This is a genomic window from Paenibacillus sp. PastF-3 (genome assembly GCF_029893135.1).
Taxonomy (GTDB): Bacteria; Bacillota; Bacilli; order Paenibacillales; family Paenibacillaceae; genus Paenibacillus_AQ; species Paenibacillus_AQ nitricinens.
In genome coordinates, this window is sequence record NZ_JARXWM010000009.1 from 225,042 (window position 1) to 248,815 (window position 23,774).

General features: G+C 39.7%; 17 protein-coding genes and 1 riboswitch. Of the genes, 14 read left to right on the plus strand and 3 right to left on the minus strand.

The annotated features are described in order from the left end of the window. Window positions 1-21 precede the first annotated feature (21 nt). Together M2444_RS19330 and M2444_RS19335 are read left to right on the plus strand one after the other, a co-directional pair. The gene (locus M2444_RS19330) at window positions 22-798 is read left to right on the plus strand and encodes a DeoR/GlpR family DNA-binding transcription regulator (RefSeq protein WP_094872386.1); all 777 of its coding nucleotides are present in this window, start codon (window positions 22-24) and stop codon (window positions 796-798) included. 137 nt (window positions 799-935) lie between these two features. Next, entirely contained in the window at window positions 936-2,135 is a 1,200-nt protein-coding gene (locus tag M2444_RS19335) for a CynX/NimT family MFS transporter (RefSeq protein ID WP_280787785.1), read from the plus strand. A gap of 62 nt (window positions 2,136-2,197) precedes the next feature. On the opposite strand, the gene M2444_RS19340 is transcribed toward M2444_RS19335, so the two are convergent. Beyond that, the gene (locus tag M2444_RS19340) at window positions 2,198-3,892 is read right to left on the minus strand and encodes a PucR family transcriptional regulator (protein ID WP_280787786.1); all 1,695 of its coding nucleotides are present in this window, start codon (window positions 3,890-3,892) and stop codon (window positions 2,198-2,200) included. Window positions 3,893-4,156: 264 nt separating this feature from the next. Here M2444_RS19340 and M2444_RS19345 point away from each other — a divergent pair, with 264 nt between their 5' ends. The 7 genes from M2444_RS19345 to M2444_RS19375 all read left to right on the plus strand — a co-directional run bounded on the left by M2444_RS19345 (window position 4,157) and on the right by M2444_RS19375 (window position 12,190). Then, window positions 4,157-5,023, plus strand: coding sequence for an oxamate carbamoyltransferase subunit AllH family protein (locus tag M2444_RS19345; RefSeq protein WP_094877621.1), 867 nt, complete (start codon window positions 4,157-4,159; stop codon window positions 5,021-5,023). 15 nt (window positions 5,024-5,038) lie between these two features. Continuing rightward, a complete protein-coding gene (gene fdrA, locus M2444_RS19350) occupies window positions 5,039-6,586 on the plus strand; it encodes an acyl-CoA synthetase FdrA (RefSeq protein ID WP_280787787.1) in 1,548 nt (515 codons plus the stop codon). A 2-nt stretch (window positions 6,587-6,588) separates the two neighbouring features. Beyond that, entirely contained in the window at window positions 6,589-8,016 is a 1,428-nt protein-coding gene (locus tag M2444_RS19355; RefSeq protein ID WP_280787788.1) for a YlbE family protein, read from the plus strand. Between the two features lie 85 nt (window positions 8,017-8,101). Further along, window positions 8,102-9,262, plus strand: a complete 1,161-nt coding sequence (locus M2444_RS19360) for an ankyrin repeat domain-containing protein (RefSeq protein WP_280787789.1) — start codon at window positions 8,102-8,104, stop codon at window positions 9,260-9,262. Window positions 9,263-9,293: 31 nt separating this feature from the next. After that, entirely contained in the window at window positions 9,294-10,244 is a 951-nt protein-coding gene (gene arcC / locus M2444_RS19365) for a carbamate kinase (RefSeq protein ID WP_094872379.1), read from the plus strand. Between the two features lie 23 nt (window positions 10,245-10,267). Continuing rightward, window positions 10,268-11,713 (plus strand): cytosine permease, encoded by a 1,446-nt coding sequence (locus M2444_RS19370; RefSeq protein WP_280787790.1) that lies wholly within the window; start codon window positions 10,268-10,270, stop codon window positions 11,711-11,713. A gap of 24 nt (window positions 11,714-11,737) precedes the next feature. Beyond that, the gene (locus tag M2444_RS19375) at window positions 11,738-12,190 is read left to right on the plus strand and encodes a nucleoside deaminase (RefSeq protein ID WP_280787791.1); all 453 of its coding nucleotides are present in this window, start codon (window positions 11,738-11,740) and stop codon (window positions 12,188-12,190) included. A 65-nt stretch (window positions 12,191-12,255) separates the two neighbouring features. Here the strand turns inward: M2444_RS19375 and M2444_RS19380 are convergent, their stop codons facing one another. Then, complete coding sequence (locus M2444_RS19380; RefSeq protein WP_094872376.1) at window positions 12,256-13,128, minus strand: alpha/beta hydrolase; 873 nt, start codon at window positions 13,126-13,128, stop codon at window positions 12,256-12,258. A 120-nt stretch (window positions 13,129-13,248) separates the two neighbouring features. Between M2444_RS19380 and M2444_RS19385 the strand changes: the two genes are divergently transcribed. From M2444_RS19385 to M2444_RS19400, 4 genes are all read left to right on the plus strand, one after another. Beyond that, window positions 13,249-14,499 carry a Zn-dependent hydrolase gene (locus M2444_RS19385; RefSeq protein WP_280787792.1) on the plus strand — a complete coding sequence of 417 codons (1,251 nt, stop codon included), beginning with the start codon at window positions 13,249-13,251 and terminating at the stop codon, window positions 14,497-14,499. A gap of 223 nt (window positions 14,500-14,722) precedes the next feature. Then, a riboswitch (cyclic di-GMP riboswitch) is annotated at window positions 14,723-14,809 on the plus strand. Between the two features lie 119 nt (window positions 14,810-14,928). Next, window positions 14,929-17,160 (plus strand): bifunctional diguanylate cyclase/phosphodiesterase, encoded by a 2,232-nt coding sequence (locus M2444_RS19390; protein WP_280787793.1) that lies wholly within the window; start codon window positions 14,929-14,931, stop codon window positions 17,158-17,160. A gap of 12 nt (window positions 17,161-17,172) precedes the next feature. Beyond that, a complete protein-coding gene (locus M2444_RS19395; protein ID WP_280787794.1) occupies window positions 17,173-18,891 on the plus strand; it encodes a methyl-accepting chemotaxis protein in 1,719 nt (572 codons plus the stop codon). Window positions 18,892-19,053: 162 nt separating this feature from the next. Continuing rightward, entirely contained in the window at window positions 19,054-20,568 is a 1,515-nt protein-coding gene (locus M2444_RS19400) for a response regulator (RefSeq protein ID WP_280787795.1), read from the plus strand. Here M2444_RS19400 and M2444_RS19405 read toward each other — a convergent pair. Further along, window positions 20,495-22,291: a cache domain-containing sensor histidine kinase gene (locus M2444_RS19405; protein ID WP_280787796.1), complete on the minus strand. Its 1,797-nt coding sequence runs from the start codon at window positions 22,289-22,291 to the stop codon at window positions 20,495-20,497. The genes M2444_RS19400 and M2444_RS19405 overlap by 74 nt on opposite strands. Before the next feature lie 192 nt (window positions 22,292-22,483). Between M2444_RS19405 and M2444_RS19410 the strand changes: the two genes are divergently transcribed. Next, the gene (locus M2444_RS19410; RefSeq protein WP_280787797.1) at window positions 22,484-23,770 is read left to right on the plus strand and encodes an ABC transporter substrate-binding protein; all 1,287 of its coding nucleotides are present in this window, start codon (window positions 22,484-22,486) and stop codon (window positions 23,768-23,770) included. The last annotated feature ends 4 nt before the right edge of the window (window positions 23,771-23,774 follow it).

The window sequence follows — 23,774 nt, forward strand, 5'->3', positions numbered from 1 at the left end:
TAGTAGTTAGGATGAACCGGTATGGATAAGCAAGAGAGAGTAAATACAATTGTATCAATCCTAAAAAATAAAAGTGGCGCATCCATCAAAGAACTTTCCCATCAACTTGATGTCACAGAAATGACTGTTCGCCGGGATATTAAATATCTAAAAGAAAATAAAATCGTTCAAGTTGTTTCAGGTGCGGTTATTTATAATGGTTCTGACCTCAATGAGAATAAACAAGATGAATATGATTTGACCACTCAAAAAAATAATCGGGCATCAGAAAAATATAATATAGGTAAGTTAGCAGCTTCACTAATCGAGCCTAACGATATTATTTTTATTGATATTGGTACAACAACCGCTCAAATCATCGAACATATTCCGTCAAATCATTCTGTGGAAATTGTTTGCTGCACTATGAATGCATTAATTGAGATTCATAAAAAAGGGTTTAAGGATTTTATTCTTATTGGTGGTCATTACCGTCCAGAACTTCAAATGTTTGAGAGCAGAGAAGGGTTGGATTTAATAAGTAGAACACGAACAACAAAAGCATTTATTTCTGCGGCTGGAGTTAATGCTAAATTAGGCATTACTTGTACGAACAGTTGTGAAGTGGACACAAAAAATGCGGCAATTCATTGTGCTCTTGAGAAAATTTTAGTGATTGATTCCTCTAAGTTTGATATGGTTAAGTCCACTTACTTTGCTTCGTTAAATGATTTTGATGCGATTGTAACTGATAGAGGTTTATCAGAAGAGTGGATTGAGAAAATCAAACAATTAAATATTTCTCTTTATCTAGCTTAGAAATTCAGCGCGTGCCGATACTCAATTGGTGCGCGCTGTTTGCTTTTATACTTTTAAACTACTTTCTTATATGTTATAACTAATGCTACATTCTGAAGATCATTTGGCGTTTGATTCGTTGAGGGGAGATTTAGTTTTTGCATTCACCACAGACACAAGACAACAAGAATTTGTTATATATCATTTTACTCATTTCGGGGATTGTTCTGGTAGCCTTTAATTTACGCCCTGCGATTACATCGGTAGGTCCATTAGTGGGCATTATTCAAGAAGATGTGGGGCTTGCACACTGGAGTGCAGGTTTATTAATGAGTATACCTTTGATATCCTTCGCTGTTATGTCGTCTCTCGTTCCTAGAATCGCTGCTCGTTTATCCAACGAGAAGACGCTATTGTTAGGTTTGGTTATTCTTTTGGTCGGAATTTGCATTCGTTCCATTTCAATGACACTCTTTATTTTCGTTGGTACGCTTTTGATTGGAGTAGGGATAGCCATCGGAAATGTTCTATTGCCGGTAGTTGTGAAGGAGAAGTTCCCACAAAAGTTCGGTCTAATGACAAGTATCTATTCCACTTCCATGGGATTGTTCGCATCGTTAGCATCAGGTATTAGTATTCCTCTAGCCCATGGTCTGAAGCTTGGGTGGGACGGAGCCTTAATCGTATGGGGAATTCCGACAATCATAGCGATCGTGGTATGGATCCTTCTAACTAGATTAAATCCAGCCAAAGATAATGTAGTGAAAAGTGTAAGGATCAGTGCTAGGCAAATCTGGCGTTCACCGCTCGCTTGGAAAATAGCGCTATTCATGGGATTTCAATCTTCATTATTTTATATAACAATGTCTTGGTTACCTGAAATCTTATATAACTATGGCATAAGTAGGGGTACAGCAGGCTGGTTATTATCCTTCACACAAATTGTTGGCGTACCTGTTAGTTTTCTTGTTCCTATTCTTGCAGGACGACTGCGCTCTCAAGTATGGATTGCATTCGCATTAGGCATGTGCTCCATTGTTGGTTATGGGGGCCTATGGATGGGCTCATCTTATCCTATGATGATCCTAAGTATTATCTTGATTGGTATCGCTTTGGGAGGGAATTTCCCACTGGCGCTAAGTTATATCGGAATTCGTGCCCGAAACGGAAATCAAGCTGCAGAATTATCTGGAATGGCTCAATCCACGGGATATATGCTTGCAGCCATAGGGCCTATACTGATCGGTTATTTATATGATATGACCCAAGTGTGGACGATTCCACTGATCACACTGATCGTTATTTCCGGACTTGTGATGACGTTTGGAATGTTGTCTGGCCGAGATAAATATGTATAAAAAAACTCCCCATATAGCAGACAGGTGAAATAATGAACCCTGCTGCTGTATGGGGAGTTTTTTTAAATCGTTTTATTTATAATACTAAATATCTTTAGCGCTATTTGAATTCGTAGTAATTCTTCCGAATGCTTTAAGTCCAGATTTAGGATTTCTTTTATTTTTTCGATTCGATAGATAAGTGTGTTTCTGTGCAAAAACATAGCCTTCGAAGTTTCGGTGACATTCAGATTGTTAATAAAGTAATTTTCTAAAGTTAGCATGTAGCTTGTACCGTGTAATTGATCATGATCAAAGACTTTACCTAGACACTTCCGGAAAAATTCTTCTAAGGCAACGATTTTGATATTTGCTTCCAACAGATGGTAAACTGAATAATCTTCGAAATGTGAGACCTTGTTTTGAAGGTTTTTTTGTTGCATTAATTTAATCATTTCGTTCGCCTCAGAAAAGCTATTATGCAGCGAGCTGATTGTACTGTATTGCTGACCAATCCCTATTAAGAGTGTTTCTTTTGTTCTTTGGATAAGTACCTCAAGCAGTTCATTTGCATATAACTTGGCATCACTAATCGAAACAGGAGGTCTTTCTTCATTTTGCCCTACTAGAATGATGACTCTGTTGTTTCTATAAAAACACTTAATTTCTCCAATCGCTTTATGCGACAAGTCATAAATGATGTCCACACACTTTTTTGCAATGGACTCCATTTTGTACTTTCCGATAATCATATCTTCAAACTTGTCTGCTTCATTCATTTCAATATTTATCACCATACTGTAATACATATAGCTCGGATTTAATCCATGTAAATAACATAAGGTTTGCAGCGCTTCATGGGATGATATTTTCCCCGAAAGTAAATCATCAATGGAGTCCTGCTTAATTCTTATTTCAAGTTCGCTAATTTCCTTTGCTTTGATCAGCTCAAGTGCCATGATGGTGGAGGCTTGCTGCAAAATAATGTAATCAAATTCTGATAGCTCTTGCACTGTCTGCCAAATCACAATATAGCCGTAAATATAGTTAGAAGCAGCGACAGGAATCACCCGACATTTTATTTCCGCACCTTCTGAATGATAGGTCCTCTTAATAGATTTTTTCATTTCATTTAGATTGGTAGGGATAGTATCGATGAACGCTTTATTAAAAACAGGCTGTCGATTTGAAAAATCAAGATAATACTCGAGAGGACTGTTATTCTTCGCATGTTCTGTGTGATGCAGTAATCGCCAATCCTTGTCTACGACAATAATAGGATTACTAATCGTTTCGGATAACATGGAGGTTATTTTGGCAATACCGCCGCCTTCGAGGGTGATTTTGAAGAACAAGTTATGTATATCTAAAGTCTTTCTATTGAGCAAATCATATCTTCCGGAAACCTTCTCATTAATGATCGAGATCATGTTAGAGAGTGTGTATTCAAAGGGAAGTTCTAGAAGGGGTAACCCATACTTATTGGCTTCATCAATCATGTTCTGAGGAAGCTTGTCAAAGTACCGTTTCATTTTCACAACCAATCCTGAACAGTTCAGCTCCGCAAGTTCCTTAATCATTCGATTTTGTAATTCGGCATTGTTTTTAAAGATGTAGCCTGTTGATAAGAGTAGTTCGTTAGGTGAAAGCCAGTCAAAGGCATCAGGATTCTCAATAATGTTAACGATGGATATGGATTTATCAATTCCTTGTTCTCCAGCAACAATTTTTATTCCCTCTATAGCCTTGATCTTTATTAAGTCTTTAACGGTTAGCAATGTTTGGCACACTCCTCAGACACACTTTTAACACATTCCCTTGTATAACATGCACAAATAGGATGCACTCTTTTTGGTTCGCTTAAACGATGACGATCCCTACCAGTATATTATATATTAAGTGCGTAAGGTAGTTACGCTAATAGTTGCCTTTGTACGATGTAACCAAATCATATGATTCAATGCATTCATCCATCTGTTGAAGTGAAAAGGAGGTCAATCACCTTTTTGAAAATATAAGGAATGAAAATAGAGGTGACTCTAGTGAGATTTGCGAAATCCGGTGATGGAGATTTTATTCAACGAATCATTCATCATAAGTTTCATGGCTTTGTTCATAGCACATTTAATCGCACAATCAATATTCAATGTTTGGATCGTGGAGATTTGTATACTATTGCGTGTAAGGGAATCGATAATGCGCCTAATACACTTATTATTGACTTAGAACATTTTGAAGAAGCAGATATCAGGGTGAATGACATTGTAAGTTCGGATCATTCCGTTTTATCAATTGCTAATAAGATGTCTATCACAATGAATGGTGTTAAAAAATGGAATTGTAAACTGCCTAAATATCCTTCAGAAGCTGATGTCTTAATAATGAATGTATCCGTCATGAAGCAATATATTAAACTTCACGGAAATAACAGCAGAATTGAAAGGGCTTTCAAAAGCGGCAATCCTTTTGACGATGAAATGTCTAGAATCCTTCATGAACGGACGCAGTTACTTGTATCGGAATTGCAAAACAAGCGAATCTCTACTGCAATTACACATGCAACTTCGCTCATAGGCCTTGGACCAGGCTTAACGCCAGCCGGCGATGATTTCTTGGTGGGATTGTTTACCGTCATGGGCATCGAGAATCATCAATACTTTTCACACCAATCGTTTTGTGAAGAAGTCGTCTTACATGCGAAGGCTTTAACCAATGATATCAGCTATATGGCATTAGCTAAAGCAGCAGTTGGTCAGGTAAGAGAGTCTATAAGTGACTTAATGGAAGCTTTATTTAGAGGTAGCGAAGAGGAATTACTATTGGCTTTAGATAGGGTACTGGCTATAGGGTCCACTTCGGGTACAGATATCGCCCTAGGAATTGTTGCAGGGCTGGAAATGAACATGTAAATGGGAGGTACAAGTATGACTGTTCAAGTTTTAGTAAAACCAAACACGTATATCGATTCCGTATCTTTGATGTCACTCTCAACCAAAGCGAATCAGATCGAAATCGTACAACAAGCCATTATTGCAATGGGGACTGAAATGAATAAAGAGGTCATTAGAAATGTGGGCTTGATGACACCTGAAGTAGAAAGTGCCAAAACAAGTGACTTAGTGATTATTGTGAAGGCTGCCTCTGAAGAGCTATGTGAGGGTGCTTTCGATAGCATCAATGAATTGTTAACGAAAAAGAAAGATTCCTCTAAGGGAAAAAGTGAGGTTAAATACTCAACCATTACCTCAGCTGTAAACGGTACTCCTGAAGCTAACTTAGCGATTATTGCCGTAAATGGGAGCTACGCTCCTAGAGAAGCAAGAAAAGCTCTTGAAAATAATCTTCATGTCATGCTGTTTAGCGACAATGTAAGTATTGAAGATGAAATTGAATTAAAGACTTTAGCCCAAGAAAAAGGCTTGTTAATGATGGGGCCAGACTGTGGGACTGCGATTATTGGCAATGTCGCATTATGCTTTGCAAATGCCGTGAGAAAAGGAAATATCGGGATCGTTGGCGCATCAGGAACAGGTAGCCAAGAGGTAACGGTTCGTATTCATGAATTTGGCGGTGGAATCACACAGTTGATCGGTACAGGCGGCAGAGATCTAAGTGAAGAGGTTGGCGGTATTATGATGCTGGCCGGAATTAAAGCGTTAGAAGAGGACGATGCAACAAAGGTTATTGTTCTCGTATCTAAACCACCAGCACCAAGTGTAGAAGAGAAAGTACTAGCACAAATTAAACAATGTAAAAAACCAGTCGTGGTTTGGTTTGTGGGTGGGAATGAAGAAAAGGTCGCCCAAGCTGGCGGTCATTTTGCAAAAATGTCAAAAGAAGCGGCACTTAAAGCGGTACTTTTAGCTGGAGCAGACGAATCGAAGCTTAACAAACGTGCGTTAAATCTTCCACTTATTGAAGAAGTGCGTGCGAAGTTAAATCCTCAGCAAAAATATATCCGTGGACTATTCAGTGGCGGTACGCTCTGTGATGAAGCGATGCACATTGCTATGGAGAAATTCGATAATGTCTACAGTAACATTCAGAGAGATCCTGAATATCGCTTAAAAGATGTTAGAGTAAGCCAAGATCATACCTTTATTGACTTCGGAGACGACCAATTTACACAAGGCAAACCACATCCAATGATAGATCCATCCACTCGGATTGAAAGATTTATTCAAGAAGCAAAAGATCCTTCTGTCGGTGTTATTGTGATGGACTTTGTTCTAGGCTTCGGAGCGCACGAAGATCCTGTAGGCGCAATGCTTCCAGCGATTATCGAAGCGAAGCAAGCCGCTAAAGATGAAGGAAGACATCTAGAGATTATTGGATACATTCTTGGAACCGAGCTAGATAGTCAAAATATTGAAGGTCAAATTAATAAATTGTTAGCTTCTGGTGCTACACATGCTAGCAGCAGTCAGAACGCAGGTCTACTAGCAAGAGAATTCGTTGTGAAAGGAGAATAGTCATGAGTAAAATCAATGAACTTTTTACGAATAAACTAAATGTCATAAATGTAGGCATTGAGAACTTTAGAGATGATTTGTTAAAACAAAACACGAATGTAACTCACTTGGAGTGGATGCCGCCAGGCAGAGGGAATCCAGAATTAATTGCTGCGCTGGATAAGCTTGAAGACCCAAGTGTTACAGATAAGATTGAAGCTGCAAACAAAGAGGCTGTTGAGCGAATTATTAACTCGCAACCGGTACTGATTGGCTTTGACCAAGCGATCAATGTGGTTCCTGGTATGACGAAAAACACCATTTTACATGCGGGCCCGCCAATCACTTGGGAACGAATGAATGGTCCGATGAAAGGTGCGGTAACAGGGGCTATTGTATTTGAAGGACTTGCCCCCAATATTGAAGAAGCAGCTGTACTAGCCGCGTCAGGAGAGATTATTTTCTCACCATGTCATGAACATAACTGTGTTGGTTCCATGGCTGGCGTTACATCGGCTTCCATGTTTATGCATATTGTTGAGAATAAAACTTATGGAAATATTGCCTATACAAATTTAAGTGAACAAATGTCCAAAATCCTTCGTATGGGTGCCAATGACGAGAGTGTTATCCAGCGTTTGATTTGGATGCGAGATGTATTGGGTCCTATTTTAAGAGATGCGATGAAACTTAATCCCAATGGGATTGACTTGCGCCTAATGCTCTCACAAGCCCTTCATATGGGGGACGAGTGTCATAACCGAAATGTAGCTGGAACAACCCTGCTCATTCAAGCACTAACGCCTTATATTATCCAAACTGATTTCACTGTTGAACAGAAAAAAGAAGTGTTTGAATTCGTTAGCAGCAGCGACTATTTCTCGGGTCCGACCTGGATGGCGCTTTGTAAATGTGCCCTTGATGCTGCGCATGGTATTGAGAACAGTACCATTGTTACCACGATGGCTCGTAACGGAGTGGAATTCGGTATCCGCGTGAGTGGAATCGCTGGAAACATGTGGTTTACAGGTCCTGCACAACAAGTATTAGGTCCTATGTTCGCTGGTTACAAACCTGAGGATTCTGGTCTTGATATTGGTGACAGTGCGATTACGGAGACCTATGGAATTGGCGGATTTGCTATGGCAACTGCACCGGCTATTGTTTCGCTTGTGGGGGGTACCGTTGATGATGCAATCAGCTACACCACAAAAATGGCAGAAATCACAATCACTGAAAATCCTAATGTAACGATTCCAATGCTTGACTTTATAGGGATTCCAACAGGTATTGATATTCAAAAAGTCATCCAAACAGGAATTATGCCGATTATCAATACAGCCATTGCACATAAAGATGCGGGGATTGGAATGATTGGTGCAGGTATCGTTAACCCTCCAATTGAAGCATTTGAACAAGCATTACTTGCATTAAGTGAAAATATTAAATAAGAAGAGGGCTAACTTGCTTAGCCCGCCATTCTTATTTGGAACTAGACGAACATCTTCGTGCTAGGCTGTGAAGGAGTGAACAATTTTGGATAGTCTATCCTTGAATATAAAACTTATTGAGGCGAGTGAACAGGGAGAACTGGCTTCTGTTGAGAAACTATTAGACGAGGGTGCCAGTGTTGATTATAAAGATGCTGCAGGGCGAACAGCGTTAATGGTGGCAACTCAAAACAATCAAATCACGATTGCTAAGAGATTAATTGAAGCAGGAAGTGACGTAAACATTAGAGATATTACACAATTATCGCCGTTTATATGCTCAGCAGCAAATGGCTTTTATGAAATCCTGCGTCTCATGATTGCTGGAGGAGCTGATTTGAAGAGCGTGAATCGATTTGGAGGTACAGCGCTGTTACCCTCAAGTGAAAAGGGCTATTTAAAAACAGTAGAAGTGTGTATTGATGCTGGGGTTCCAGTGAATCATGTCAACGACTTAGGCTGGTCAGCCCTACTTGAAGCAGTCATATTGGGGAATGGCGGACGACTATATTCTGACATTATTGAAGCGCTTGTTCATGCAGGAGCAGATGTGCATTTGCCTGATCGGGATGGGCTCTCATCCCTACAACGTGCCGAAGAGAACGGTCAGCATAAAGTCGTGAAGATTCTAGAACAAAGCTTCCAAGAAAATAACGAATATGTGAAGCAGGCAAAGGCTCTTGCTAACAAAGAGCAATATGAAGAAGCTATATCTGTCATGGGCAGGGCGCTGGAAGCGGATGCTGACAACCTGGACTTCATCTATTATAAAGGTTATTTCTTGCAACAAGTAAAGAGATACGAAGAGGCACTTCAGTGCTATGAAAGCGCTTTATCTATGAATCCGATGAATTTAGAATTTTATTTCTATACAGCGAATGCTTTGAGATTGTGGAAAAAACCGGAGGAAGCTCTTCAGGAATATGATAAAGCCTGTGAGCTGGCACCTAATGAAACGTTCTATCGCTACCACAAAACCAATTATTTAAGAGAACTTGGGCGACACCAAGAAGCAGTTATCGAGATGGATAAGCTTCTCGCGCTTCAGCCCCATAGATATGACTTCTCTTTCCATAAAGCGAACAGTCTAAGATCGCTTGGTAAGCATAAAGAGGCCATTGAGGCTATCGAGAACGCCATTAAGAATGATCCAACGAATCCGTTATACCACTCACACAAAAAGCAATCTCTTGAGTTACTCGGTTAGCGTATAAGAATTGCAACATAGGAGGCATCAGATGAAAGAGACTGTAATCGTTGCTATTGGCGGGAACTCATTGGTCAAGGAAAATGGCCTGGATTCGATTCATGACCAATCTGAAGCAGTAAAAGAAGTGGTCGTTAATATTGTTGATATGGTGCAAGAGGGCTACAATGTCGTCGTTACTCATGGTAACGGACCTCAGGTAGGGTTTGGACTAAGAAGATCTGAGATTGCACATGAAATTGCCGGCATGTCTCCTGTTCCACTAGTGAATTGTGGGGCTGATACACAAGGTGGAATCGGTTATTTAATTCAGCAAGCTTTAATTAATGAATTTGCAGTTAGAGGGATCCATAAGAATGTGGCTACGGTGATTACACAAGTCGAAGTAAGCTCAGAAGATCCAAATTTCAAGAATCCGACGAAACCAGTAGGATCCTTCTTTTCCAAAGAGCAAGCGGAAGAAATGAAAAGAGAACATCCTGAATGGAGCTTTGTAGAAGACTCTGGCCGAGGATATCGTAGAGTAGTTCCGTCCCCAAGACCTATAGATATTGTGGAGAAAGACGCGATTAAGTCATTAATCGACGGGGGCTTTGTCGTTGTTGCTGCAGGTGGTGGAGGTATCGCAGTCGTGAAGGCTGAGGATAACACGTACCAAGGTGTTGATGCAGTCATCGATAAGGATTTCGCAACGAGTCTTTTAGCAGAACAAATCCATGCGGAGACCTTAATTATTACAACGGGAGTGTCCAGAGTATGCATCAACTATGGTAAGCCGAATCAAAAAGAGCTTTCCAAAATGACGGTTGATGAGACTAAACAATATGTGCTAGAAAATCACTTCCCAGCAGGAAGTATGCTGCCTAAAATCGAGGCGAGTTTAAGCTTCTTAGAGAACAGCGGAACGCGAGTTATTATTACGAATCCGGAAAGCTTAAAGGATGCGATGAATGAACAAGCAGGCACTCATATCGTGAAGTAATTTAAGCGAGGGGAAGTGTAGATATGGATCAAGCAAAATTGGAACAAAATTATGACAGGTACAAATCATACGGTTATGGTGAGGAATTACTGCCCAAAAAGCCTGAGCAAAGAGACTGGGGAATGTCCAACTATATCACACTCTGGATGGGCGCTGTCCATAATATTATGTCTTATATGACAGTGGCAGGTTTCTTCGTCCTAGGACTGAATACAACACAGGTGCTTTTTGCCGTTATGCTTTCAGCCATTATTGTCTCTGCATTTTATGCTTTAAATGGGTATTCTGCCTCCAAGTATGGGCTGCCATTTGCGATGCTGCTTCGTGATTCCTTTGGAGTAAAAGGAGCCATAATCCCTGCATTAATACGGGGGCTTATTGCCGGGTTAGTCTTCTTTGGAACCACAACCGTTGTAGGTGCAGAATCATTAAATGTTATATTTGCTAGATTTATTCCGGATTATATGAGTTTAGGCGGCGGGTTTACACTATTCGGGTTAGCATTTCCGACCATGATCTCCTACGCAATTCTTTGGACAGCAACTGTGCTGTTGTTCTTAGGGGGAATGAAAACACTGGGTAAGTTCGGTAACTGGTCATCCCCGGTAGTGTATGTGTTTATTATTGGTGCTGCGCTGTGGGCGATCAAGATTGCTGGAGGGTTTGGCCCGATTTTAGAGTATGTACCGGCGAACCCAACTTCAAGTCCACTAGTCTTTATTGCTTGCGTGAGTGCATTGGTATCTAACTGGGCGGGTCCTGTTGTAAATATGTCTGACTTCACCCATCGTGCGAAATCACCAAGAGCGGCTATGATTGGATTGCCTGTAGGGTTTATCTTGTCTTATATTCTTTTTGCCATCACTTGTGTGGCTTTAATCGCGGGTACTGAAATTGCGTTTGGTGAACCGATCTTCAATATCGTTCATGCCATTGATAAAATTGAAAACACTTTCGCGGTTGTTATATTGATTCTTGCGCTAAACGTAGGAGCAATCGCCTTCGTAGTGTTTGCCAACTTATTGCCAGCTGGCTTGCAAATGTCATCTCTTTTCCCGAAAAAATTCACTGTAAAGACTGCGGGTGTCTTAACAGCCGTCGTTGGAACTTTGATTTTGCCATGGAAGCTTGTAGAAAGCACTACGACGTTGTTTTATTTCTATAGCTTTATCGGGTCCATCTTTGGTCCAATTGCGGGTATCATGCTTTCAAGCTTCTTTATTCATCGGAAAAGAGTATTAAATCTTGACCATATCTATGTCCCAGCAGGCAGCAACGGTGAATATAAGAATGGTTACAATCCTGTTGCGATGGCTGTTCTAGCAGTCAGCTTCATCCTTCCTATGTCAGGTGCATTTCTTAAGGGTATCCCCTTCCTAGTTAGGATGAATGATTTTGCTTTCTTTAGTGGCTTAATAGTTTCGTTTATTCTATATACCATCTTTAGCAAAAAACTAAAATCATCCTAATTAAACTAGAGGAGGAATTTTGAAATGGATTACATGAAATTGGCCGTAGACGCAACGATCGAGGGTATGAACAAGAAATTCGGGGGCCCGTTTGGGGCAACGATTGTTCGAGGCGATGAAGTAATTGCAGCGGTTAGCAATACGATGATGAGAGATACGGATCCTTCTGCACATGCGGAAATGGTAGCCATCCGAGAAGCATGCAAAAAGCTAGACACCATGGACTTATCGGACTGCGTAATATACGCAACCTGTGAACCCTGTCCAATGTGTATGGGCGCTATCATTTGGTCAGGTGTTAAAGAAGTTCATTATTGCAGCACAAGAGACGATGCGAAAGAGCATGGCTTCTCTGACATCCACCTTCGCGAATATTTTGTGGGGCATGATGAGAGTGTTGTCAATATGATCAAAGTGGAAGCAAGAGAAGATTGCGATCATTTATGGACGCATTTCCACCAATTAAACAAGAAATAATCCAGGCGGTATCCTATATTTTCCGGCACTATTTTAGTGCCGGATTTTCCTGTTCTTTTACAGACTTACTCAGTAAGATGAAGCTGGAGGAAATCAATCACCTGATGAAGAGCTTTTTGCACAACAGGGTTATTGAAATCTTTTTCAAATACATGCTCTCCATTTGGAATAGTAATAAGCTTTGCCGGTACTCCTTCTTTCACTAGCGCAGCTCTCATGAATGCAGATTGTTCATATGGCACATCTACATCGTTCGTTCCATGCAGTAACAATGTTGGGGGGAATTCCTCAGTTACATGATAAATCGGACAGTATTTTAGGAGCTCTTCCTTATGTAGTGAAGGAGTTAAGCCGGTCACTTCTTGGATCCAGTTACCGGACTGTCTAGCATATAAATAAAGAAGGAAGCGCTCATCAACGCTTGCGTTCGTAATGATTTGATCGGACACCGAACGTTTGGCAATTTCCTTAGAGACGATATCTTTTTCAGCGTAGAATTTACTTGGTTCGAGTGCCCACTGTGCACTAATATCGCCGTAGCCATAGAAGGAGACAATGGCACGTGGCTTATGGGGGAACATTCCTGTGCACAGCGCAAGAAAACCACCTGCCGAGCTTCCTACCACAGCGATTCTTGAGGGGTCAATGGAGAATTGTTGAGGCCCTTTATTCGCTAACCAAAGAAGGCTATCTTGGACATCTTCTAGAATGTCATTAAGTGTTGACCTAGGGGCTAGTCTATAGTCAATCGAAAATAGTGCAAAACCATTAGTCGTGTAAAGTTGTATCATTTCCTCGGATAAATCTTCTCGATCCCCCCAAAGTAGGCCGCCTCCGTGAATGTACACAATAGCAGGGGCTTGGGGACGGTTTGTTTCATAAAAATCAGCTTTAATGGTAAATTGATCATTTTCTTTAAAAATAATGGTCTTCTTCATAGCTATCCATTACACCTCATCAAGTAAGTGATTTTTAAAGATTAGCGCTACCTCTATTGTATATCTTCACGAATTTGGATGAAACCATAATCATAAATACTCAGGATTGGAGATACTGGCATGGATAGAAAGAGAAGATATCAGGCTTTATTTGATAATATTAATCAATATAACTCGGGTGAGAAGGGCATCACTAGAATTGCCTATACCAATGAAGAGCAGACATGTACAAGTGCTTTTATGCGGATGTGTAAGGCTGAAGATTTAGATATCCGGATGGATCATTGCGGAAATGTGATTGCTAGAAGAAACGGGAAGATAGAAGGGCTCCCACCCGTTGTAATGGGCTCTCACTTGGATACGGTATATCAAGGTGGGAAGTACGATGGTGTAGTGGGTGTAACGGCTGCTTTGGAAGTGATCAAACGTCTAAACGAAAAAGGGATTGAAACGGATCATCCGATCGAAATTATTTCATTTGCCTGTGAAGAATCCTCGCGTTTTGGTATTTCAACAGTTGGCAGCAAAATAATGTCAGGGTTATTTCAGAAGGAGAAATATAGATCTTTGAAGGACAAAGACGGTATTACAATGGAAAAGGCATTTTCGCTATGTGCACTGGATTATAACAGTATTGATCAGGCGAGTAGAGAAAATGAAGAATTAAAAGCGTTTTTTGAATTACATATTGAGCAAGGTCCTATCTTAATAAACAATAATAAAAAAATTGGAATTGTGACTGGAATTGCTGCACCCGTGAGGCTTCATATTCAAATATCAGGGAAGGCATCCCACTCTGGAACGACACCTATGAATATGAGAAAAGATGCTTTTCTGGGTGCCTCAGAAATAGCACTTGAGCTTGAAAAAGCAGCCAAACTCGAACAAGAATTTGGAACGGTTGCGACGCTAGGGGTGATAGATATCTTGAATGGCGCTATGAACGTGGTTCCGGGAGAAGTGGAAATTAAAATTGATATCAGATCTACTTCAGTGGCATCCAGGAAACGTGTGTTAGACCATTTGTATCAGACGATAGCCTCAGTACAAGAAAATAGACAACTTGTAATTGAGAGTACGGAAATTATTTCGGAGGAACCTGTCCTATTATCGGATGAGATCAGTCAGGTTCTAGAATCCATTTGTGAAGAGAAGCGGATATTGAGTCAACGGATGATTAGTGGGGCAGGGCATGATGCCATGAACATGAACAAACTTTGCCCAGTAGGGCTTATCTTTGTTCCTTCTGTAGATGGACTTAGTCATCATCCTAATGAATTTACAGATATGGATGATATCATTATGGGGATTGATATCTTAGAAGAAGCTGTTCTTCGTTATGCGTTTGTAGACAAACATAGTTCGTGTTGAGAAGTAAGTCCCAATGTGACATATATAAATGTTACATTGGGACTTACTATCTAATTTTATAATTGTTCGCAGAATTGTTGCTTTACATTAATAAATATTATATTAAAGTTAACATTGACGTTTGTGAAAAATTTCCCATTCAAAAATATTAAATCACAGCGGAAATAGGTCTTTTGGAGGTAACCTATTTTTAATAGAGTATTTAGGACTAGTAATAGTAAAAACAAAATATTGGTAAACCTATTGAAAAATAGGGACACAAAGCCATAGGGTCTAAATCTATTTATAGATATGACAGCCGGTTGCATGCAGTGGGAGTTTCATGCTCTTATTTTTTGATGCATATGCAGCCGTTATCATTCTGATAGCGGCTTTTTTTGCTCATTTTCTAATAAAAAACGTAATAAATCGGAAAAAGGATGATAATACATGGATCAGACACAATTTCGAGTATGGAGAATGATAGGCCTCGTAATAATGGCAGCGTTGATATTTTGGGGGTGTTCTTACTATTTTATAAAATGGACTGTTAACTCTTATGAGCAAGAAGCGGTTACTGCTACATCAGAAGCTACGATACATGCGAGTAAATCACTAGGAAATATGATACAGGGTGGATTAGATTCTTTAGATGGAATTGCTGATTCTATTTCGGAAATCAATTATATGGATTGGGATAAGACCAAAAAATATCTGCATCACTTTGATAAAAAATATAATTTTATACGAATTAGCATCAACAGCCTAGATGGTAAAGCTTACGCATCGGATGGGACAATGTTTGATGTATCAGATGAAGTAGGGTTCCAAAAAGCGCTGCAGGGTATTAGCAGTATTTCTGATCCATTCTTAGATAAGATCTCCAATAAAGAAATTATCACGATTAACAGCCCACTTAAGTTTAAAGGTGAAGTGAAGGGGGCTATATCTGCCAGCAGATATACACAAGAACTTTATGATGCTCTTGCAGTCTCCTTCTTTAAAGGTCATGGTTATTCTCAAATCATTGATCAAAAGGGACAAGTCATTATCAAATCGAAGAATCTCGAAGAGGATAAGTCAATTGATAACATATTCGAAAGTATAAGTCTTGATGCTAGAAATAAGAAACAACTGCAAATCTTTAAAGAGAACATAACCGCAAAAAAATCTGGAGTAGGAATATTTTGGATTAACGGAGATAGCAAAATGGTTGGCTATTCTGGCATCCAGGGGGTTGAGGACTGGTATATTCTCTCCGTGATACCGAAAGATGTGATCATGGCCAAAGCGTCTCAAATGAGCCAGGCGACTTTTCTATTATGTGTAATCATGTTTGTCTTATTATTGATCATATTTGTAAACATTCTATTAAATAAGAGCAAAATTAGGAAACAGATGGAGAGGATTGCCTTTGAGGATGAGTTAACGCATCTTTCTAGAACGAATAAATTTGTTAAAGATGCTCAGTATTTACTTAAAGAGAAACCGAATACAAAGTTTGCTGTGTTGCAATTTGATATTGAACAATTTAAATACATAAATGAAATTGTCGGTTTTCATGAAGGAAATAGCATTTTGATTCAAGTGGCTAATAGCTTAACAGCAAACACATTAGACGAGGATGTCATTGGACGCTTAGGGGGTGATCGTTTTATTCTTTTCACTTCGTATGACAATAAGGCGGAATTAATCATCCGTATACAAGTACTTACTGAACAAATGAGCGACTATACGTTTGGAAATGAAGAAGGTTTTAGGCTAGTGATTAATTGTGGAATTTACTGTATAGATGATCGTCAGAGCGATATCCTCACATGTATTGACCGAGCAGGAATCGCTTGTAAGTCCATTAAAGGTGGATACAAGAGCTCATGCACTTTCTTTGACGAACAATTGTTATTGCAGATGCACGAAGAGCAAGACATCGTAAGAAAGATGGATGCTGCGATGACAAATGGTGAATTTATAGTATATTTACAACCGAAAATGGATCTGCGAGTGAATAGGTTTCATGGCGCTGAGGCATTGGTTCGATGGAACGATCCTAAGAAGGGACTTATATCCCCTGCAGTATTTATCCCGATATTTGAGAGGAATCGCTTTATCGTAAAATTAGATTTAATGGTGTTTAAATCAGTATGCGTTATGTTGAGTAAATGGATCCAGGAAGGAATCCAGCCACTTCCGATTTCAGTAAATATATCGCTTATAACCCTATACCATAATGAGTTCCTGATCCATTTGACGAATATTATTAACAGGTACCAGGTACCTGCTAACTTGATAGAGTTAGAGCTGACCGAGTCTATTGTATTCCAAAATTTAGAATATATTAGAGATATTTTGTTGGATTTGAAACGTAAAGGATTTTCTATAGCTATCGATGATTTTGGGACAGGTTATAGTTCCTTAAATGTATTGCAATTTATCCCTGCTGATGTCATTAAGTTAGACAGAGCATTTCTAATGAGTAAATCTAATGATGAGACAGGAAAAATAGTAATTGCCAGTATGGTCAAGCTAGCTACGGATTTAAATATGAAGGTTGTGGCAGAGGGAGTTGAGACAGAGGAGCAAATTGATTTTTTGAAACAAGTGGATTGTGAAATCGCACAAGGGTATTATTTCGCGAAACCAATGCCAGTAGAAGAATATGAAGATCTAATTAAAAGTACATAGGGAGTGCAAATCATGAAGAAAATGAGAAATTGGACCGTCGTCGCTAAAATTACTGCTACTAATATGGTACTACTAGTAAGTGCTCTGATCATTGCAATCGTTGGTAGTGTATATTTCAGCAATATGTATACAAACTCTAGAAGTATGTATAAGAACGATCTTACGTCAGTCTATGCACTTGGGAAATTCGAATCTAATAATCATGAAGTAGTAACCTTAACGAATAAGATGATCGTTAGTCATGATTCAAGTGAACTTCAATTGAGTTATCAGAAAATTGTCGATCTTCAGGCTGCTAATAATGAACTCTTGAGTAAGTATGAGGAAACACGTTCCCTTCCAAACGAAAAGGAGATTTATGGTGAGGTTTTATCATTAACGAAACAGTATCGGGAAATTCAGCTTCCAATGCTTGAACAGATGCTAAATACCCCTACATATGATCCTGCTGAAGATATCACCTCTAATCTTGAAGCGTTAAATACGAAACGAAATGAAGACCTTGAAAAATTAGTTGAAATGAACTTAGGAAGCGCTCAAAATGCAGATTTTCAGAATAAGAAGCTATTTCAAAAAGGACTTACGATCAATATCGTTATTGCTTTTCTAGTTACCTTGATTTCAATCGTTTCATTTTTGTCTTTGAGAAGATACTTCTCACGAGCAGTAACCACTATCCTGAAATTTTCAGAGGCGTTTGGTCGAGGGAATCTGACTCAAAGAGCAAAGTTTGATGCCGAAGACGAGTTTGGTCGAATCGTGAAGTCGCTTAATCATTCGGCAGAGCAAGTACAAACCATCGTAGCTAGTGCATCTTCTTCAGCACAAGAGTTAGGTGCACTTAGCGAAGAATTATCTGCAACAGTCGAGGAAGTAAATGCTACAATGGATCAAATTTATAATTCCTCGCAAGAGGTTGCTTCTGGAAGTGAATCTTTAAGCGCTACAACAGAAGAGGTAAATGCAACAGTACAAGAGATTATCTCCAATGCAGATATGCTAAGTGATAAGGCAGGAGCAGCACTACACACCTCCGAAGAAATTCTGGTACAGGCAGCTTCCGCGAAGGAAAAGGCTGTAGCATCGATTCAATATGCGACAAGTTTGTATGCTGAGAAACAGAATTCCATTATGCAAGCGATCGAGGCTGGAAAAGTTGTTAATGAAGTAAGAGAGATGGCAGGATACATTTCAGAGATTGCAGCACAAACGAATCTATTGTCCTTGAATGCTTCCATTGAAGCAGCAAGAGCAGGGGATGAGGGAAGAGGATTCGCTGTAGTTGCCAATGAAGTACGCAAACTTGCTGTACAGTCGGAGGAATCGGTGGGCAAAATCCAGAAAATGACATTGCTAGTGGAAGATGCTTTTGAGAATGTGTCCTCTCAATCACAAGCGCTATTGGATTTTATCGATTCGACGGTGATAAGTGATTATGAGAGTTTCGAGCAAGTAAGTATGCAATATAAAAATGATGCCGATATGTTTCATGAGATCACAGATGAAATGGTATCTTCAATGCATGGACTGAAGTTATCAATGGCAGAGGTAGATCAAGCGATGACGAATGTTTCCGTAGTATCTCAACAGTCTGCAGACAATGTAAGCGGCATTCGCAATCACATTTCAGATACATTACAAGCGTTTGAAGATGTGGCTGCTTCTTCTGAGCACCAGGCGAATATTGCGGAAATGATGAATGAGACGGTTGGAAGATTTGTGATCGAGTAAGCGCCAGAATAGAATAGCCTTGTTCAGTATGTTTCTTTCCGTACTGAACAAGGCTGTTTTGCGTATCCTTTTAAAGTGAATTGTTGTTTAACCTAACTCTTGGTATTATTCATATGACGGTTGTCCACATCATAGATTGAAATAGCAATGGAGGTATCTCTGATGAAAGTTATCATAGCTGATGATGAGCGATTAATTAGATTGGCGCTTCGTAGTATGATTGAGGAAACTTCCTTAAACATTCAGATTGTTGAAGCAAAGAACGGAATTGAGTTAGTAAGATTAGTGGATGAGTATCATCCTGAGCTCGTCTTTGTGGATATTCGAATGCCTGGATTGAACGGACTAGAAGCGATGGATCAAGGAAGCCGATTATCGCCTCATACACAGTGGGTTGTCCTTACAGGTTTCTCGGATTTCGAATATGCTCGGGAGGCTTTACGACTTCGAGTGGTAGACTATTTATTGAAACCGCTTGGACCAGATGATTTAAAGCATATTATGGACAAGGTTACTAGGGAGCATGAAGCAAAAGCCAAGCAAATATCTAATCTTTTTGAAACCGCTATCAATTCATTGTTGCATCAAACCCGAACCATAGAAGAGATCAGTCTGAAATCCCCAATACAAGATTATCTGTTTTCTTTAACTTTGTTTTCAATAGACAGTCCTATCTCTGAACAAGAAAAGGCAAAGCTTCGCTTACAATGGATTCGAACGCTCAAAGAAACGTTTGCCAGACAAGTACCGTTCTCTAAGTTAGAACATGTAATTTCCTTCTTTACGTTTCCAAACGGGAGTATAGCTCAGATTATAGGATGGCATAAAGATGTAGAACAGCGAATGAAAGATTATTCGCCACAGCTGAATGTCGTGCTGAATCAGTTAATGAAGGACTTTGAGACAAACCTTTGTATAATATCGGGAATCCAGTCTGAGAGCTTTATGGAGTTATTTGATCTTGAACATAGATTGCTGGTACTTCAGGGGCTGCAACCATTACTCCGTGTCTTACCTTCCAGAAGACTACGGTTGGAAGAGGAAGTACGGATAATTACGGATAAACCTTACTATAGAGATCTTAGTACGCGAATTGATAGACTGTGTAAGCTTGCGAGCATGAAGGACTTTTTTCAATATACGAATGAACTGAAGCATTTAGAGCCGTTGATGAAATCTCTAGCTCATGAGGATCCTAAGGCTTTGGAGCATCTCCTTAAATCATTGAACATTTCTTTAGGATGCAAACTGGAATTTACGATGCCAATAGATCAATGTATGAAGGTACTCCAAAGTGTTCAAGAGAATCGTTTGGCTGAAGAATCGCAAGTTGAATTAACGCAGGGAGATCTTGTTCAAAGAGTATTACATTATGTGAATTTGAATTATATGAAAGATATTGGAATTGGGCAAATTGCTATGGATATGGATGTCACTCCGAATTACTTAAGCTCATTATTTCATAAAAAAATGGGTGAAACCTTTACAAAGTATCTCACGCATATTCGAATGGTTAAAGCGAAGGAACTGCTGTTGAGAAACCCTGGTCTAAAAGTGCAAGAAGTAGCCGAGCAAGTCGGCTACTATAGCACACGTCATTTTACTAAGTTGTTTCTGGATCACTTTGATTGTTATCCGTCTGAAATGCATCAGAGGTCGGCATTAAGGAAATTGTAATCGTAGATGTTGTCCCAACACCGACAGTACTTTGAATATCAAAACGTGCGTTATCTTTGCCATAGGCAAGAAGCAAGCGTTCACGTACATTCTGTAAACCAACACCGTTCGTTATAGAAGGTGACTGCTTATCGGATACAAACCCAATACCATTATCCGAGATGCTGATCTGTATGCAAGCTACTCCATTCTCATGGGTTCTAGAAGCAGAGATGGTGACAGTACATTCATGATTTGCTGGTTCACACCCGTGAATAATGGTGTTTTCTAATAATGGTTGAAGCAGAAGCTTCGGAAGTCGGAATGATCTCAGCTCAGGATCGTAAGACATTTGGATGCTTAATCGATCATCGAATCGTAATTGCTGAAGTTCACCATATCGTTGTAGGAACAGAAATTCCTCTTCAATACTGGACCAATCATTATACTCAAGGGAATACCGAAGCATGCCGCTTAAGGCGAGTATGGCTTTTTCTAGCACGGCGCGTTCACCTGCACGATTCAGTCCAATCCATCCATTTAAAATATTATAGAGGAAATGAGGTTGAATCTGCGACTGTAGTGCGCGATACTCAGCATTTCGTTTCGCTAAATCGGTGCGGAATTCCCGGTTGATCATTTCATTTAATTGTATAATCATCTGATTCAACGCTTCGCCGAGGAGAGCTATCTCATCTCGGCCTTTTGTGTTGAATCTAGCTTCTAAGTTTCCCTGCCGTACTTTTCGCATGACTAGAATCATTTGTTTAAATGGATTTACGATATTACGTGACAGATATAGGAACAATACAAAGGTGACGAGAAGCCCTATCCCTAAGAATAGAAAGGCTACTGTATACAACCATCTTACTTTGGAGGCGGTTTCTTCCGCCGAGAGAAGTACTGTTATTTTCCATTCGGCTTGAGAGATGCTCTCAGTAACTTTGGCATAGTCTTTCCCTTTGACATCTACAAACTCTTGAGAATCTCCAATACCATTTAGTGCAGCTGTTGAGATGGGTTCACTGGAATAGAGCAACTGACTATTATTATCTTGAATAACAACGATTGAACTAACATCAAAAGAGATATCGCTTACGATCGTGTTCAATATATTTGTATCTGCATCCGCCATAATTACAGCTAGGGCACGCTTGGAATCCGGATCTTTAATGAGTCTAGCAACGGAGAATACTTGCTTTTCTTCAGCAAACATTAAATAATCACGTTTGTGTGCACTTATGAATGCTACATTCCCATCCGCAGCAAAAGCTTGTTTATACCAGTCTTGTTGCTGATAAGAAAAATCAGAAATGGGTCTCGCAAATTCTTTTGTATCGTTAACATATACTGTCCCGTCAGTTGGGATGAGTAGGGTGCCTAATATGTCTTTTCTCGTATTTTGTAGCATTAGAGGAAGCGTTTCATTTAGTGCGCGATCGGTAAGAAGCTTTATATAGTCGTTTGCCGTATCATATTGCTTGGTAGCTTTAAACTTCAATGCGTTCATAACATCTTCATTCCAGAAGGGCATCAAGGTTATTCGTTCCAAATCATCCAAATAAGTTTCAATATTACGAGCCATTGCTTTCAGGGTTCCTTCTGTTAGAACTTGTTTTTCCTCCGTTATCATGGTCTGGTAGTAATAGGGGATGACAAAACCAATGAGTAGAACGGGAATCATAATAGTTATGGCAAAAAGAATCATTAACTTAAACCTCAAAGTATATAAATGTTGCTTCAAGTATAAGAGCCACCTTTACTGTGTAGTGAAGTTTATGCATTGAAATGTCATCATAACGTAGTATTTCTCATTCGGATAGGGTGTGTAGATATCGTCGGAGCGATCGTAGTTTTAGTACATATGTAAGCGGCTACACCAATGATACATTTAGTATATAAAATAATTCTTATTAACCATAGGGGGAACGAAAAGATGAGAAAAAAATGGTTGTCAATGTCATGTCTTGTACTGGCATTAGCTACATCGCTAACGGCTTGTGGATCCAAGGATACAGGAGACAGTTCTTCAAATTCATCAGAGGGTAAATCGGAGAAAAAAGTCACCCTAACGGTTTCGACAAATGTCGTGGGTGAGCAAGCAACGGTGCTTCAAACGATTGCAGAGCAATTTATGAAAGACAATCCTAATATTAAAGTGGATTTTAGTGCACCGGGGAAAGATTACGAGAACATGATGAAGGTTAAAATGGCTTCCAAGGATATGCCAGATGTATTCGCTACGCATGGATGGTCGAAGAATCGCTATGGTGAATATTTGGCTGACCTTTCGGGAGAAACATGGGCAGCGGATTTGGATGCATCTATTAAACCAAGCGTAACGGACGATTCAGGTAAACTTTATGTGCTTCCTATGGATCAGGATAAATCGGGTCCGGTGTATAACATTGATCTCTTGAAAGAATATGGATTAGATGTTCCTAAGACTTATGATGAGTTTTTGGCGGCAGCGGAAGTTATAAAGACAAAGAGTAACGGGGAAGTAGCTGCAATTCACATTGGCGGCGCAGATGCATGGCCTATCGGACAGTGGTTTGATTTTATGGCAACACCACTGTTGATTAGTGCAGAACAGAATTCAGGACAAGCTCTGCTCGATGGTACATTTGATTGGACGAATTTCGATCAGCTACCGCAAATGTTTAAAGATATGCAAGATAAAGGATATTTAAACAAAGACGTATTAACTGCTAAATACAGTGATTCTGCTAAGGCATTCGCGGAAGGAAAGGCGGTATTTGGCTTCTATGGACCTTATTTTATTGAAGAGGCAAAGAAAATTAACGCCAACCTAAATGCAGGTCTTATGCCAATTCCTTCAATCCAAGCTGGGGATATCCCAACGTTTGCTGGGGGAGAGAAGACAACTTGGGGCGTATGGAAAGATTCCAAAAATATCGAAGCTGCAAAGAAGTTCGTTGCTTACTATGCACAAGCTGAGAATATTTCAGCTGTTGCAAAGTCAAACCAACTACCACCAGGATTAGGGAATGTGAAAATCGATGCAGGTGATCTAACAGCTTATTATGAACAATACGCAGAAACCCCAGTGTTACCTTTCTTTGATCGTGTCTATTTACCAAACGGTATGTGGGATGTGCTCTGTAAGAACGGGCAGGATATCCTTGCAGGTGGTATTAATGCAAGAGAATACTCCGAGAACATGAAGAAAGAATTCGATCGTCTTAGTGCAACCAAATAAAGAG